This is a genomic window from Pseudoalteromonas sp. NFXS53, assembly GCF_056629255.1.
In genome coordinates this window covers 1-15,130 of sequence record NZ_JBWVBR010000017.1, presented here as the reverse complement: position 1 = coordinate 15,130, position 15,130 = coordinate 1, and the positions used below count along the sequence as shown (strand labels likewise).

Annotated in this window: 16 protein-coding genes; 8 read left to right on the top strand and 8 right to left on the bottom strand. The window is 44.2% G+C overall.

The window, feature by feature from the left end; translation table 11 throughout:
• Positions 1 to 94 precede the first annotated feature (94 nt).
• Entirely contained in the window at positions 95 to 772 is a 678-nt protein-coding gene (locus AC1HJP_RS16400; RefSeq protein ID WP_480362720.1) for a nitroreductase family protein, read from the top strand.
• Between the two features lie 69 nt (positions 773 to 841).
• Here the strand turns inward: AC1HJP_RS16400 and AC1HJP_RS16395 are convergent, their stop codons facing one another.
• The 3 genes from AC1HJP_RS16395 to AC1HJP_RS16385 are packed head-to-tail and all read right to left on the bottom strand — an operon-like array spanning position 842 to position 5,476.
• Positions 842 to 1,900 carry an efflux RND transporter periplasmic adaptor subunit gene (locus AC1HJP_RS16395; protein ID WP_480362719.1) on the bottom strand — a complete coding sequence of 353 codons (1,059 nt, stop codon included), beginning with the start codon at positions 1,898 to 1,900 and terminating at the stop codon, positions 842 to 844.
• Entirely contained in the window at positions 1,884 to 5,174 is a 3,291-nt protein-coding gene (locus tag AC1HJP_RS16390) for an efflux RND transporter permease subunit (RefSeq protein WP_480362718.1), read from the bottom strand. The genes AC1HJP_RS16395 and AC1HJP_RS16390 overlap by 17 nt, the downstream gene beginning before the upstream one ends.
• On the bottom strand, positions 5,174 to 5,476 hold the full coding sequence (locus tag AC1HJP_RS16385; protein WP_421964918.1) for an ArsR/SmtB family transcription factor: 303 nt from the start codon (positions 5,474 to 5,476) through the stop codon (positions 5,174 to 5,176). Before AC1HJP_RS16385 ends, AC1HJP_RS16390 begins: the two co-directional genes overlap by 1 nt.
• Before the next feature lie 136 nt (positions 5,477 to 5,612).
• Here AC1HJP_RS16385 and AC1HJP_RS16380 point away from each other — a divergent pair, with 136 nt between their 5' ends.
• The 6 genes from AC1HJP_RS16380 (at position 5,613) to AC1HJP_RS16355 (ending at position 7,743) form a co-directional block, all read left to right on the top strand.
• Entirely contained in the window at positions 5,613 to 5,801 is a 189-nt protein-coding gene (locus AC1HJP_RS16380; protein WP_138477730.1) for a YgaP family membrane protein, read from the top strand.
• Between the two features lie 4 nt (positions 5,802 to 5,805).
• Entirely contained in the window at positions 5,806 to 6,150 is a 345-nt protein-coding gene (locus tag AC1HJP_RS16375) for a rhodanese-like domain-containing protein (RefSeq protein WP_480362717.1), read from the top strand.
• Between the two features lie 226 nt (positions 6,151 to 6,376).
• Entirely contained in the window at positions 6,377 to 6,808 is a 432-nt protein-coding gene (locus tag AC1HJP_RS16370) for a hypothetical protein (protein WP_480362716.1), read from the top strand.
• Between the two features lie 9 nt (positions 6,809 to 6,817).
• The gene (locus tag AC1HJP_RS16365) at positions 6,818 to 7,138 is read left to right on the top strand and encodes a helix-turn-helix domain-containing protein (RefSeq protein ID WP_480362715.1); all 321 of its coding nucleotides are present in this window, start codon (positions 6,818 to 6,820) and stop codon (positions 7,136 to 7,138) included.
• A 42-nt stretch (positions 7,139 to 7,180) separates the two neighbouring features.
• Positions 7,181 to 7,345 (top strand): hypothetical protein, encoded by a 165-nt coding sequence (locus AC1HJP_RS16360; protein ID WP_480362714.1) that lies wholly within the window; start codon positions 7,181 to 7,183, stop codon positions 7,343 to 7,345.
• Between the two features lie 32 nt (positions 7,346 to 7,377).
• Entirely contained in the window at positions 7,378 to 7,743 is a 366-nt protein-coding gene (locus AC1HJP_RS16355; protein ID WP_480362713.1) for a nuclear transport factor 2 family protein, read from the top strand.
• A 3-nt stretch (positions 7,744 to 7,746) separates the two neighbouring features.
• Here AC1HJP_RS16355 and AC1HJP_RS16350 read toward each other — a convergent pair whose 3' ends face one another.
• The 5 genes from AC1HJP_RS16350 to speA all read right to left on the bottom strand — a co-directional run bounded on the left by AC1HJP_RS16350 (position 7,747) and on the right by speA (position 13,758).
• On the bottom strand, positions 7,747 to 8,529 hold the full coding sequence (locus AC1HJP_RS16350) for a substrate-binding periplasmic protein (protein ID WP_480362712.1): 783 nt from the start codon (positions 8,527 to 8,529) through the stop codon (positions 7,747 to 7,749).
• Positions 8,530 to 8,796: 267 nt separating this feature from the next.
• Positions 8,797 to 9,972 (bottom strand): mechanosensitive ion channel family protein, encoded by a 1,176-nt coding sequence (locus tag AC1HJP_RS16345; protein WP_480362711.1) that lies wholly within the window; start codon positions 9,970 to 9,972, stop codon positions 8,797 to 8,799.
• Entirely contained in the window at positions 9,969 to 10,868 is a 900-nt protein-coding gene (locus tag AC1HJP_RS16340; RefSeq protein ID WP_480362781.1) for an acyltransferase, read from the bottom strand. Before AC1HJP_RS16340 ends, AC1HJP_RS16345 begins: the two co-directional genes overlap by 4 nt.
• Positions 10,869 to 10,898: 30 nt before the next feature.
• The gene (locus tag AC1HJP_RS16335) at positions 10,899 to 11,765 is read right to left on the bottom strand and encodes an acyltransferase (RefSeq protein WP_480362710.1); all 867 of its coding nucleotides are present in this window, start codon (positions 11,763 to 11,765) and stop codon (positions 10,899 to 10,901) included.
• A 112-nt stretch (positions 11,766 to 11,877) separates the two neighbouring features.
• Entirely contained in the window at positions 11,878 to 13,758 is a 1,881-nt protein-coding gene (gene speA, locus AC1HJP_RS16330) for a biosynthetic arginine decarboxylase (RefSeq protein WP_480362709.1), read from the bottom strand.
• Positions 13,759 to 14,070: 312 nt separating this feature from the next.
• Between speA and speE the strand changes: the two genes are divergently transcribed.
• Positions 14,071 to 14,931, top strand: a complete 861-nt coding sequence (gene speE, locus AC1HJP_RS16325; protein WP_480362708.1) for a polyamine aminopropyltransferase — start codon at positions 14,071 to 14,073, stop codon at positions 14,929 to 14,931.
• Positions 14,932 to 15,130: the final 199 nt, after the last annotated feature.

Here is a 15,130-nt window from a genome sequence, read left to right as displayed (position 1 = left end):
TACATTACAGGTACAATTAATACCCTGCTAACAATTGCAATAATTTGTAAACACTGAAACACTAACGACAATTAAGAATATCAAGGGGATGAACATGCAAGACCATGCAAACCGACCGCTAAGCGATTTTATAGAATACCCACAAGACGAGATGCTGAGCCGCGCTGAAAGCTTTTTAGACAACTGTAAGCGTCGCCACTCAATTCGCAGTTTTAGCGACCGCCCTGTGCCAAAAGAAATCATCGAAGCCTGTATTAAAACCGCAGGCACAGCGCCAAGTGGTGCCAATCACCAGCCTTGGCACTTTGTTGCGATCCACTCAGCCGATGTAAAAAAGCAAATTCGCCAAGCAGCGGAAGATCTAGAGCGCTCTTTTTATGAAGGTCGTGCAGGTGAAGAGTGGCTAGATGCCCTAAAGCCATTAGGCACAGATGCACAAAAACCGTACCTTGAGCACGCACCTTGGTTAATTGCCGTATTCAGTCAAAAGAAAGGTGGTATTCACACTGAAGATAAGAACACCAACTACTATGTGCATGAGTCTGTGGGTTTAGCGACTGGGTTCTTAATTCAAGCATTACATAATGCGGGCTTAGCAACACTGACTCACACGCCAAAACCGATGAGCTTCTTAACCGATATTTGTGGCCGTGACCGCGATAATGAACGCCCTTATATGTTGTTGATTGCGGGTTACCCGAGTGAAGATGCGACCGTGCCAGAGCACGCTTTAGTGAAGAAACCAATGGAAGAGATTGCAACGTTCTTATAATTAAAACCTCTTCAAAGTAAAGGCCACATTAAAGTATGTGGCCTTTTTCTTATGTTGCCGTTCCGTCTCTTAAATCGCAGGCTTCAATGCGATTTTCTCGCCCGCTTCTAACCCTGCCAGTACTTGCACGTCACTGTTATTTACGGCTTCACCTAAGCGAACATAGCGCTTTTGCAATTGTCCTTGCTCAACCACTTCAACCATAGTCAATTGCCCATAGCGTTTCACCAGTTTACGAGGGATCACAATGGTGACTTGCTCTTCACCCGGCAGAAAGACTTGTGCATACATGCCTGGTTTGACTTCTTTGGCAAAACCGATATCAAGTTTGATGGCAAAACGGCGCGCTTGCTTATCAGCAACCGGTACAATTTCACTAATTTGCGCATGCTCGGTTAAGCCAACGGCAGGCACAAACACTTTTAATTTATCGCCGACTCGTAAAAAAGCAGCTTGTTGTTCACGCACCGGCGTATGAACTTGTAACTTAGTCGGGTTATATAAAGACACAATCGCCATGCCAGGGCTCAGCATAGTGCCAGGCTCTTGTAAGCGCTCTACCACTTTGCCATCGATTGGCGCATGAATTTTGGTGTATCCCAAGGCAACTTGTGTGCCTTCCAACTGCTGAACCAAAGCCGCCGACTGCGCTTCTAGTTCATTCACTTTGGTTTGCCATTCATCAACCTGATTTTGTGCCACAAGCCCTTGGACTTTTAGTGCAACCACACGTTCTAATTGCTTTTTAGCTTGTGCAAGCTGGGCGTCATTGGCGCTTTGCTGAGCCTTAACTTGCTGAACTTGTGTTTTTAAGTCAGCATCTTCAAGGGTTGCGATTAACTGCCCCGCCGATACAGTATCGCCCGCACGTACGTGCAAGGTTTTTAACTGCGCCAGCACCCGGCTCGACACGCGCGTATTAAACTTGGCATCGACACTGCCGCTAACAACTTCGGCGCTTTTTACAGCTTGTAAACTCACGGTATGAGTTTGACCATTATATTCTTCAGCAAGGGCTTTTGTGCCCGCGGGCATTTTTTCGTTAAACACCCCAGCCATGGCCGCAATGGCAATCGCTAACACACCCATCGCCGCACTGATCCCTGCAATTTTAGTTACTTGTTGCATCTTGCTGCCCCTGTTGCTCGGTTGATTTGAAAACTAAGAAATACACCACTGGCACCACTAACAACGAGAAAATAGTTGAAGCGATAATGCCAAACATAATGGCCAAAGCCAGCCCACTAAATACGGGGTCGAGGATGATCACCGCATTACCCAATAAAGTCGTGCCTGCGGTGAGTAGCACTGGGCGCATACGCACTTCACCTGCGCGCACCAAAGCCGCTTTTAATGCCATGCCTTCAGCTCGAGCCTGATTGATAAACTCAACTAAAATAAGTGAATTACGAATGACGATACCTGCCAGCGCTATCATGCCTATCATGGCCGTGGCGGTGAATAAAATTGGCTCAGGTGCGCCCGCAATCACGCGTTCGCCAAATTGATTCAGTGCCCAAAAACCCGGCATAATGCCAATCATGGTCAATGGGATGGCCGACATAATTATCAGCGCCAAACGGTTCGAGCCCGTTTGCATACGCAGTATGATAAATATCGCTGTGAGTGCAAAAGCAAAGGCAATACCCATATCTCTAAACACATCAACGGTAATGCGCCACTCACCTTCTCCGCCAAAGCTATAGCTGGTACCTGCAAGCATTTGCCACCCTTGTGTGCCGCCTGAGTTTATGAAAGTGCGCGTTTGCCAAGGTTGATACTCTTCCTCAGTGCGATTCTCATCTGCAACCACATCGGCGATGACTTCTGCAGGCGTACGACCATTTAACTCCGCCATCACATACACCACAGTTTGCAGGTCTTTGCGCATAATCGGCTGTTCAACATGATGCTGTTGCCACTGACCAAGTTCAGACAGTGCAACCAAAGGTCGTGCCGCACTATCTAAGCCATAATCATTGGCGACTTTACTTAAAGCCTGTTGACCCGTTAACTGCACGGCCGCCAAAGACTGCCATTGATTGCGCACTTCATATGGTACTTGCAGTTGCACCGGTACTGGCATGGCTTCATACGGGGTATATAGCACTCCCGCTGGCATACCTTGGCTGGCTATCTGTAGGGTTTGGCTGATATCTTGGGTGCTAATGCCTGATAACGCTGCTTTCTCTTTGTTCGTCACAAAACGCGCTAAAGGGGCGAGCTCAGCAATAGAGGTGTCGACTTCAACCACATGAGGCTCTTTTGCTAAACGTTTAGCCAGCGCATTTGCCGCCTCATGATGCACTTGCGTATCTACAAATGGGTCGGCGGTGACTTCAGCCACTAAGGTGTTTAACACTGGCGGACCCGGTGGCACTTCGACCACTTTGACCTTGATACCATTTTGATTGAACCCTGCCAGCGCCTGACGTAAACGCAATACCACCCCATGAGATTGGTGGTCACGCTCGGTTTTATCGTTCAGTAATACGCGCAAGTCAGCTAGATGCGAAGCATGGCGACGGTAATAACCGCGCACCATACCATTAAAGTCCATACTCGAAGGTTGACCGACATAAGCGGCAACCGCAGTAATCTCATTAAGCTGCCATGCTGCTTGCTGTACTTGACGCGCCACTAAGCTGGTTTGCTCCAGCGAACTGCCCTCTGGTAGCTCAACCAATATTTGCACTTCATTCTTGTTATCAAACGGCAGCAACTTAAGCGGCACCGCCCTAAATACCGGTAAACTCGCACTCAGCATAAACAGCACCAATACCGACCACAGCAACCACTTTGCTTTCTTATTCGAGTCTAATAGCGGCATCACTAACTTGCTGTAAATACTCTTACCTTCACCGATTTCTGGCTCTTCGATTTCATGACCTTTAAGCAGCTTTTTGGCAAGCCAAGGCGTGACAAAGAAGGCCACGACGGTTGAGACCACCACACTCACCGGCACATTAAACGCCATCGGTGCCATGTAAGGCCCCATCATGCCGGTGATAAATGCCATTGGTACAAATGCCACCGCAATGGTTAACGTCGACATCAACAACGCCACTTTAATCTCACTCATCGCGCCAAGAATACGCTTGCTTGACGAGTCTGATTTCTTGCCATGCTTTAAGAAGCGGCTGATGTTATCGACGCCCGTAATTGGATCATCAACTAATAAACCTAAAGACAAAATAAGCGCGAATAAGGTGACGCGATTAATGGTATAACCAAAGGCAAAATCTAGTGCCAGTGTAATGCCATAACAAATAGGCACAGCTAAGCCAACCACAATCGCTGGGCGCCAGCCTAGAAAGACCCCGACAAAGACCACTACAGTAAAGACCGCAAAGGCCAAACTCGCAGTGAGATTATTTACTTTCTCATTGGCCGTTTCGCCATAATTACGCAGCACTTTGAAATCCACTTCATCGGGCAGTAACTCGGCTTTAAGCTGTGCCATCTTTGCCAGTGTTTGCTCGGCTACCGCCACGGCATTACTGCCTTTTTGCTTGGCAACACTGAGGGTAACGAGAGGTAAATCTTGCTGCACATCATCAATGGCAAGCCACTGATATTGATTTGGCTCGCTTGGGCCATCGGTGACTGTTGCAACATCTTTTAATAATACTTGCTGACCGTTCACGACATTCACCGGCAGGCTCGCCACTTGTATTACATCGCGAAGCACATCGCCCGCTTGAAGTTGAATTTGCTGTTTGCCCGTCACCAGATGACCGACTTGCTGTAATTGATTCGACACTTGCAGCGCGTGTAATACATCTAAAGGCGTGGTTTGGTGTGCAGACAGCGCACTAATGTCTAAATTAACTTGAACTTGACGGGTACGACCTGCGAGCACTTCAATGGCACTGGTATTAGGAATTTGTTGCAGGTGATTAGATAACTCTTGAGCAAAGCGCGTGAGTTCATAGTCGCCATATAAACGGGGGTCTTGCGAGTACAAGCCCAACATTAAAATGGGCACATCATCGACTTCTATGGGCTTGATCTGCCAATTACTGATCACCGGTGCCATCTGCTCTTGGTGAGCATAAAGCTTACTGTAGGTATTGAGAATGGCGTTTTCTCTGTCTTCACCAACATGAAAGCGCAGCGTCACAACCGCTTGGCCGGTTTGTGTAGTTGAGTAAACGTGCTCAACACCGGGGATTTGTCGCAATAACTTTTCGAGTGGCTCCGTCACCAAACGTACCACTTCAGGCGCACCTATGTTTGGCGCCTGCACATGAATGTCGAGCATAGGCACCACAATTTGTGGCTCTTCTTCACGCGGCGTAAATTGCAGGGCCATTGCCCCCATCACCAGCGATAAGAACAAGATCATTACGGGGATACGACCCTGTAAGCTTGCCGAAATGGCTTTTTCTAATCCCATCATTATTCACCCGGTTGGCAAAAGAGTTGATAAAGCTGCTGCAAAATCGCCTCAACCTTAGGATCGGTAAGGCGATAGTAAATCGTTTGCGCATCTCGACGCGTAGCAACACATTCGGCTTTTCGTAAGGCGGCTAAATGCTGAGAAAGTGCCGATTGAGTTAACGGTATCGACTCATTTAACTGCGTCACACTCATTTCACCTTGCAACAAACTGCATAAGATCATCAGGCGGTTTTTATTCGCCATCATTTTTAATAACTGCTCTGCTTGCTCTGCGTTATGCGCCATATCTTCAATTTGCATACATGTCCCCACGGTCGATTTTCAACAAGTATAAACCATACATTAGAAAAGTCTAATATTAGAACTTGCTAATTTAGATCTTTCTAATAAACTAGTTATGACTGATGTCTTCTGTTCTGAATTTTTGAGGTGAGCTATGACTATGCATCCATTACTGCGCTTAATCGCAGGCACTATGGTGTTAATTTCTTTACTGTTAACCTACTTCGTACACGAAAACTTTGTGTGGTTTACGGTATTTATTGCTATAAATTTAATTCAATCATCTTTCACGCTTTGGTGTCCGATGATCACTTTTTTAAAACGACTCGGTATTAAGGAATAGTTCAATGTTGACTCCTGTTCAAGATGTATTAAAAACAGTTCGTCCTAACCAGCGCTGCATTAGCGCAGAGCAAGCAAAGCAAGAAATTCAAGTCAATGAGGGGGTACTTGTTGATGTACGCGAGCCTCAAGAGCACGCGCAAAAAGCAGCTACTGGCGCAATCAATGTGCCACGGGGTTTACTAGAATTTAAATTACCTGAAATCGTGAAAGATGCCGAAAAACCCATTTATGTGCACTGCGCTGCAGGCGGTCGTGCAGTATTTGCCGCAGAGCAGTTGACTCGTATCGGCTATCAAAATGTGACGGTGATCACCTGTAAAGCCGACGATATTTGCAATATTTTCTAACCTTTTGCGCTTTGCCCCTGTGCAAAGCGCTCTTTCACTCTGCCACCTCACTGTCATACCACTCTTTAATGTAATTTTTATTAGCTTATAAATTAATAGGTTAGAACATATGACAGCCGCTGTCTTATGACAAAAAAGGCACTGACATATTGCTGTCGGCGCTTTATACTGACGTACCGAATATGCTTATCCCAACTTAATCAAAACAACTAAGGGAATATGCACAATGACTCATAGCATCAACAATGAAGAAAAAGCACTACCTAAGAAACTACCTTTTGAATTGTATTTTCAGGATGGGGATAACCAAATAGCTTGTAAAGCCAATTTCTTAAACGGCAAAGAGTATGTCTATATCAATGATGAGTTGGTTTCTGAGAAACGTAACTTAGGCTTTAAAAGTAAGCATACTTTTGAGTATGAAGGCGCTAATTGGACCGTTATCTATGATGTATTCGATATGCTCACTTCTGAAACTAAATGTATAGTAAAGAAAAATGACTCAGTCATTGGCGAGAAAACATTAAAGCCATTTGAACAAAACACAAAACTTATGGTGAAAGCATTTGCCACCTTCTTTTGTTATGGCCTCGTTTTTGGCGCAGCCTTCGTTGCAGCAGGCTACTTTCTTGGTCGCTGGTACGGCAGTACGCTTTAGGAGACTGCCATGCAACTAAACCAAAAAACCATAAAACAGCTAAGAGATGACAAAAATTGGACCCAGCAGTCATTGGCAGATGCGTGTGGCTTGAGTCTTCGCACTATTCAACGGGTTGAAAAAGAGGGCGTAGCCAGCCGAGAAACCATGATGAGCTTGTGTGCGGTATTCGAAGTAAAGCAGTCATCTCTTATCAACCTTGATGAGGCTGAGGCTAACAATAGCAACCAAACAACCGTTAACATGAAACTACATTTAATGATGTTAGGTGCTGCAGCCCTATTTGGTGGGCTTGTGGGCGCAGGTATTTTGTATTTATTCATTGCTTAAACAGACCTGTACAGTAACCATCACTATATAAAGGAGTAGGTCATGGACAGAATCATCATGAGCTATTACACAAGCAGCTTATTATTGACGACGGTTGGGACTTTACTAAGCATCCAGACGCCACCTTTTTATGCTGACATCATTATTGTGTGTGCCGCTTTATTGTTTGCCATAGCTGGCGCACTAAAAACGAGAAAAGGCATTTAGCCTAAACCTGACACCTTAATTCTGAGGATCTCATGACAGACATTGAACTGACTACCATTGCCATCGTTGATAAACAACTCGACGCCTATAACAACCGTGATATCGTCGCCTTTGCTGCGACATATCACGATGATGTTGAAATTCATGCCTTCCCTGGAGGGTTACAATATCAAGGTAAAGATAAGCTGATTGAGCGATATGGTCAGAAGTTCGCCTCTTTGAAATATCTTAATGCTAGCTCACTAAAACGCATGGTAGAAGGCAATGTTTTGGTGGATCACGAGCTGGCTGAATCAGCCAGTGAAGATGCAAATGTAATAGACAACAGCGTAACCGTAATAGCCGCTTACGAGGTGATTGACGGCCTTATTAAACGCGTGACTTTTATGGGCCGCTGATGGTTACTCTGTGATTAAAGCTGATGGAATAGCCGGTAACTGGTATGGGGCAACCAATTTATTGAGTTGCCCTGATTTAGCCAACTTTATCATTTTTCTTTGCAGCTTTATCGCCAGCTTGGTTTTTGCAAAGCGTTGGCTAAACGCCATATGACCATAGATGTTGTTGGTATGGCGATAATTCACTTTCTTTAATTGCTCAAACGGTTGGTTCAATGTTCTCATCGCCACTTCTGCGGTTTCTTCAACCGACAACACTAAATCAACCCGCCCTTTCAGTAGTAAATCAAACGCCACATGCTCAGAATTCACTTGCACTCGATTGAGTGTTTTGTCTTCATCAAACTCTTTGTAATAGGCGCCTCCGCGCATTACCGCAATACGTTTGCCATGTAATTCGTCAAAGTTGTTCACTTCAATATCACTGTTTTTATTGGCATAAAAAACAAAAGAAGACGACAAGACCATATAGGGCGGTTGCACAAATGCCATGGTTTGTTCACGGCGATTGGTTTTAATCAGGCCGCCCATGACATCAACTTGCCCTTGGGCAAGCATACGTACACAACGAGAAAACGGGCATGGAACGGGTTTAATTTTGTAGTCTGAGTGAGCGTCTTTCAGTAACTCAGAGACAATATCGATGATCAAGCCTTGGCTTTCACCTTGACTATCTATTTCACTAAAAGGAGGCGCGTGGTCAATAGCCACATGTATGGTGTGATCAGCCCAAGCTGCTCGGGCAAACAACAAGAAAAAAACTGTGATAGCTGTATATTTCGTCAAATCAAATTACCTCTATTCACCTCCCTATTGCTTTGCGTGATTTCTAACTCCGTATCAAATGCCACAAAAAAACTATACGACTTCGTATAGCGCAACAGGCGCACTGTACCATATGCACAGTTCAAATTATGCACTTTATGACAATTTTTTTACGACTCAATATGCTAAAAAATTATATCAACCGACTATTTAAATAAGTGGTCAATTCAATCATTTTTAAGAACACACCCGCTTTCAAACAATTATAAGTATTAGCAAGGCATTAAGTTAGTCAAGTTTTAACTGGCCCGTGACTGCTTGGAAAGGGCGTAATTCAAAATCAACTAACTTAGCAACTAGATACTCGATAATCTCAGCTTGCAATTGCTCATAGGGCACCCACTGCGTGTTGCTACTAAAGCAATACACCTCTAACCCCAGCCCTTTTTCACTGGGCGCTAAAGAGCGCACCATGAGCACACACTCTTTACTAATTTTAGGGTGAGACCTTAAATAATGCTCAGCATATTTACGAAATACAGACACATTACTCAGGGGTTGACCTGCATCTATCTCAAAACCTAATTCGTTCGCTTTGCTGGTAATTTGTTCTTCTGACCAAGTTTGCAAGCTATGCATATCAATATAGATAGGGCGTTTTATCCGTCTGCCCGACGATTGCTGCATAGCACGCCAATTCTTAAATGAGTCTGAGATAAGCTGATAGGTAGGGATAGTCGTTATGGTGTTGTCCCAGTTTCGCACGCGTACCGTATTTAACCCTAAGTCAAGCACTTCGCCGTCTGCGCCAAAGGCATCGACCTGGATCCAATCACCAATGCTCACCAAACGATTGGCTGCAATTTGAATGCTCGCCACTAAACCTAAGATAGTGTCTTTAAACACCAATAGCGTCACCGCTGCAATGGCACCAAAACCCGATAAAATATAAGTGGGTGATTTATCAATTAACAGGCTGATTGATAAAATGGCACAAACAATAAAAGTAATTAATTTCGCAACCTGCACTAAGCCTTGGATAGGTACCTCTTTGGCAAATTTCAGTTGCTGATAAATACCATGACCCAAATTAATAAAGGCGCTAAACAGCAAACCAGAAATAATCACTAACAGAATTTGCCCAACCACTTTACCAATGGCAAATAGCCATTCAGGCGCAACAAATACCCGCTCAAAGAAGCCTAAAAACAGCACACAGCAAATAAGTGCCGAAAGACGCCCAGATAGTTTATTAAGTTGTAGACTCAACTGCCCAATACGACTGGGAGAGAAGCGTGTGATGATATTTTGTAGGCTAGGTAAAACCAATCGGCGAGTCACTAAATACAACAAGCAAAGTGCACATAAACCAGTTAGGTTTGCCACGGTATTGGTTAACCACTGTGACGCCATTGAGCTATCAAACCAAGGCTCTATCAGTTGCGTCAAATGTATGTCTGTCATAGTTGCGAAGCTTCCTTCTCTGTCGCGCTACTACTGGTTTGCTGAGTTGATAATATATCTATCTGCGTGTCTTTTTTCTGCCACTGTGCGTTTAGGTACTGCTGAAAAGTGACGCGATAGGCTTTATCTTGTTGATAATCACCCTGCGGCACTTGCGCTAATGGCACAAAATCTAGCTTAACATCAATGGCTGACAATTTGCCTAACATAAAGCTTTGAAAAATTTTCTGGCTGTCAGAACGGTAAACCAAAGTAGTGCTGATCAAGCCATCTAACTGCTCAGCCAATACTTGCAGTGCGAAGGCCGTACCGCCCGCTTTTGGCTTCAAGAGATTCTTAAACGGTGAGCTCTGTTTGCTATGCTTTTTAGTGGTAAAACGTGTGCCTTCGGCAAAATTAATCACAGTTGTAGGATGGTGTTTAAAGTTCTTACAACTTTTTTGTGTGCGCGCCACGTCCATGCCCTTTAGCTTGGGGTTTTTCGCGATTTGCGCTTTGCTTGCTCGCTTCATAAATGGCATGCCTAGGGCCCAAGCACCTGAGCCAATCAGCGGCACATATTTCAATTCGTCTTTTAAGAAAAATTTCGGTGCTGGCAAGGCATCAATGGCTGTGAGAACAATAATGTCTAACCAACTAATGTGGTTTGCCACCAACAAGTACCAGCCTTGTGCATTAACCTGAGGTGCGATATCTGTCGAAAACTGTACGCCACTGAGTTTGAGTGCAAAATAATTGCCTCGACACCAGCATTTATAAAAACCATGAAGCGTATGAGAAACCAACGCCAAGGGCACAACCAACTTCACCAGTCCAAGTAAAAAGATCAACGTGCCCCACAATGCGGTATTAAGCACTAAAACAGCTGTCGCAACTGCTCCTCTAATTAATTGCATTACATTTATTAGCACACGCATCTCCAAAGCCTATTTCAGCTTTTCTAATTGAGCGTCTTTTTGCTCCCAAAGCGTATTAAGCTCCGCTTGAAACTGCACTCTAAACTGATTATCACCACTGTAGTCGCCAACCAGTTTGTCATCTACGCCTTGTGTTTCAACATGGACTTGCACTCGCTTTACTTTGCCTGAGGCAAAATCCATAAAAGTAGGAATGCCATCTGGATAATGAATGGTGACATTCACGATCTGATTGATTTGCTCGCCCATAGCTTGCATTACAAAGGCGATACCGCCTGCTTTAGGCTTAAGTAAATTCTTAAACGGACTTTTCTGACGAGTGTGTTTATCAGGTGTAAAACGCGTACCTTCAACAAAGTTCACTATGCTCACTGGCATGGTTTTAAACTTTTCACAGGCTTTGCGCGTGGTCTCGATGTCTTTGCCTTTAAGCTTAGGGTTTTTCTTTAGCTGGCTTTTACTGCTGCGCGTCATAAACGGAAAGTCCAGCGCCCACCAGGCAATGCCTAAAAATGGCACATACAATAACTCTTTCTTTAAAAAGAAATTTAAGAATGGAATTCGGTTATGGAGTACGCGTTGCAGCACCAAAATATCCACCCAACTTTGATGATTTGCAATCACCAGATACCAGTCTTTACGCTTTAAAGTATCAAGCCCTGTTAACTCTATTTTGTACGGCGTGAAAAGGTTTTGGATCAGGCTATTGCAGGCAACCCAATTGCTGGCACAGCCTTTGGCTAACGCGCCAAATAAGGTCTGTAGTGGTTTTATTGGGATCAGCTTGATCACCCCAAAAACAAAAATTGGGACGCACCAAAACAAGGTGTTCAAACAATAGAATAATAAACTAAAGATACTGCGAAAAAACGACATGAATGACTTCCTTTACCACAACACGAGTATGGCGATACACCTTATATCGCCATATAGCGTGTGAATAATACCGTTTTTTAGGCAAACACAAAAGTGGAGGCTAAAACTCGCACTAGTCTTCGAAGTAAGTGTAGCCTTCTAGACCCGCTTGTAGTTCAGCTAAATACTGCTGTTTTTGCGACTCAGGAATAGTTAACTCAGACACTAATTGCTGGAAGTTCTCAGCAAGCGAACTCGGCTCATAATGCACAAACTTCAATACATCGGTGACGCTATCACCCTTAATGGCATTGGTTAACTGATAACCGTTTTCAGTCATTTCAACATGTACAGAGTCGGTATCACCAAATAAGTTATGCAAGTCACCTAAGATCTCTTGATATGCGCCGACCATAAACATCGCAATATGATATTGGTCACCGGTATTGTATTGCGGAATAGGCAAACTCGCTTCGATGCCCGTCCCTTCAACATATTCTCTGATCTGACCGTCTGAATCACAGGTAATATCTTGAATAATCGCGCGTTGAGTCAATGGCGTATGCAAGTTTTCAATTGGCATCACAGGGAATAGCTGTTGAATACCCCATACATCTGGCAGCGATTGGAATAAAGAGAAGTTAACAAATAGCTTATCGGCTAACTTTTCATTTAAGTCGTCTAGCACTTCGCGATGTGCGCGCGATTTACTGTCTAGCGCGCTGCGAACTTTATGCAGAATCGTAAAGTACAGCTGCTCAATTTGTGCCCACTGCAACATACTCACTAAGCCATGCACATACTGACCATGGGCTTCGCTGAATAAGTGCATCGCATCGTGGTAGCTTTCTAGTGCCATACGCGGTGACACTTGCTGAAAGACACCATATAGCTCTTGTAGAATTGTGTGTGCGTCGGTATCCGGTTGACTGACTTCAACTTGATTCGGGGCTTTTTCAACGTCAATGACATCAGTGATCAACACTGCGTGATGCGCTGTCAGTGCGCGGCCTGATTCCGTAATAATTGCAGGCTGCGTTAAACCATGCTGCTCACATACATCCGCAAACGCAGACACCACGTTTTTCGCATACTCTTCAACCGTGTAGTTCATCGAGCAAGCACTGCGCGAACCCGAGCCCTCATAGTCAACACCTAAACCACCGCCTACATCAACGGTGCAAAGTGGTACGCCTATTTTAGAGAGCTCTGCAAAATGACGAGCACATTCAATCAACGCACGTTGAATGTCGCGGATATTGGCGATTTGCGAGCCGATATGAAAATGCACTAACTGCATTAAGTGTAATTTGCCCGCAGCTTTGAGCATCTCAACTGCTTCAAGCACTTGACCTGCAGTAAGACCGAACTTACCTTTTTCACCACCGGTATTTTGCCATTTGCCTTTACCAACTGAGTTGAGGCGAATGCGAATACCAATTGCAGGCTCAATGCCTAAGTCATCGATTTCTTTCAGTAGAGTTGTTAACTCAGAGAGCTTTTCGACTACGATATTAACGTGATGACCCATCGCTTGACCAATACATGCCAAGCGCAAAAACTCACTGTCTTTATAACCGTTACACACGATTTTAATCGGTTTTTTTGCTAGTCCTAAAATAGCCATCAACTCAGGTTTAGAACCTGCCTCTAAGCCCACTTTACCACTTGGATGAGCAAGCAGCTTACTTACGACCGAGCGCTGCTGATTTACTTTTATTGGATAAACGCACGTGTAGTCGCCCTGATACCCTTTATGTTCGCATGCTTTTGCAAACGCATTGGTCATGGTATCGACTCTGTCTTGCAGAATGTCGGTGAAACGAACAAGCACAGGTAAAGTTAAACCTTGTGCTTTAAATTCTTCAGTTAACTTTGTAAAAGAGATCGGTGCCTTGCTTTGGCACTTATCAGGAAACGCAACCAGCTCACCTTGCTCGTTGATATCAAAGTAGCCATCGCTCCAATGGGCTACGTTATATGTTGCTCGCGCGGTATCTAAACCCCAAGTCATCTCGACCTCTTAAACAAACTAGCAAAACATGCATTTTAATATGCAGTTTGCGCATTTGCGACTGTATTTTTACTCATTTTGCTCAGTTGCAGCTAAGCTATAAATTAACAATCTATATTTAACGCTACCACGTATTGAAATAATGTGTTTTTAATTGCAGATCTAGAGTAAGACGCCACAAATTGAAAATGGAAAACACTGGGGAAGATTGAAGTATAAAAAACTGCCCCAACATCATTAAATAAAGATTGAGCATAAACTCGGGCGCTGGCAAAATGCGCCGTTAACAATTTACAGTGTGATTTAATTCTTATGTCGAATTTAGAAGCAAACCGTTGGTTTACCGAGATCAGTGATCGCGATGGCAGTGCGTTTTCTTTACGCATCAATAAAAAGCTTGATGAAATTCAGTCTCCTTTCCAAAAAGTTGAGATGTTTGAAACAACTGATTTTGGCAACCTGATGATCATCGATGGTTGTACTATGGTAAGTACTCGTGAAAACTTCTTCTATCACGAGATGATGAGCCACCCTGCGCTATTCTCTCACCCTGCACCTAAAAACGTGGTGATTATTGGTGGTGGTGACTGCGGTACATTACGTGAAGTACTAAAACACCCAGGTGTTGAAACAGTAACGCAAATCGACATAGACGAAGTAGTGACTCAAATGTCACTGAAATACTTCCCAGAATTATGTGAATCAAACAACGACCCTCGTGCAACAGTGATGTTTGATGATGGCATCAAGTACATGCGCGAAGCGACACCAGAATCAATTGATGTGATCATTGTTGATGGCACAGACCCAGTGGGTCCAGGTGAAGGTTTATTTAACCACGCTTTCTATACAAGTTGTCTAAATGCGCTGCGCCCAGGCGGAATCATGATCCAGCAAAGTGAATCACCACTTATGCACATGCCACTGCTGCTAGAAATGCGCGATGCGATGAAAGACGTCGGTTTTACTGATTTACAAACACTGCCTTTCCCGCAACCAATTTACCCAAGCGGTTTATGGTCTGCAACTATGGCCCGTAAAGGTGAACAGTTCAATGGTTTCCGTGAGCAAGATGCAGAATCAGCACCTTTCGATACTGAATACTATAATGTCGGTATTCATCATGGCGCATTAGCTACACCTAACTTTATGAAGCGCGCGTTCGACAAGTAATGAGCCTTTATTGAAGCAATAAAAAAGCCCGATTAACTCGGGCTTTTTTTATGTGTCTTGCTAATTCAAAATTATACCAATCCGCTTAACTAAGTGGTCTATTTTGAGGCAAGAAAACCTTGTGGTAGCAAGGCAAATATTTCGTTATTTAGTTGTTCTAAATGAGAAATCTTTAACGCAGCTATCATCAGGTTTAATC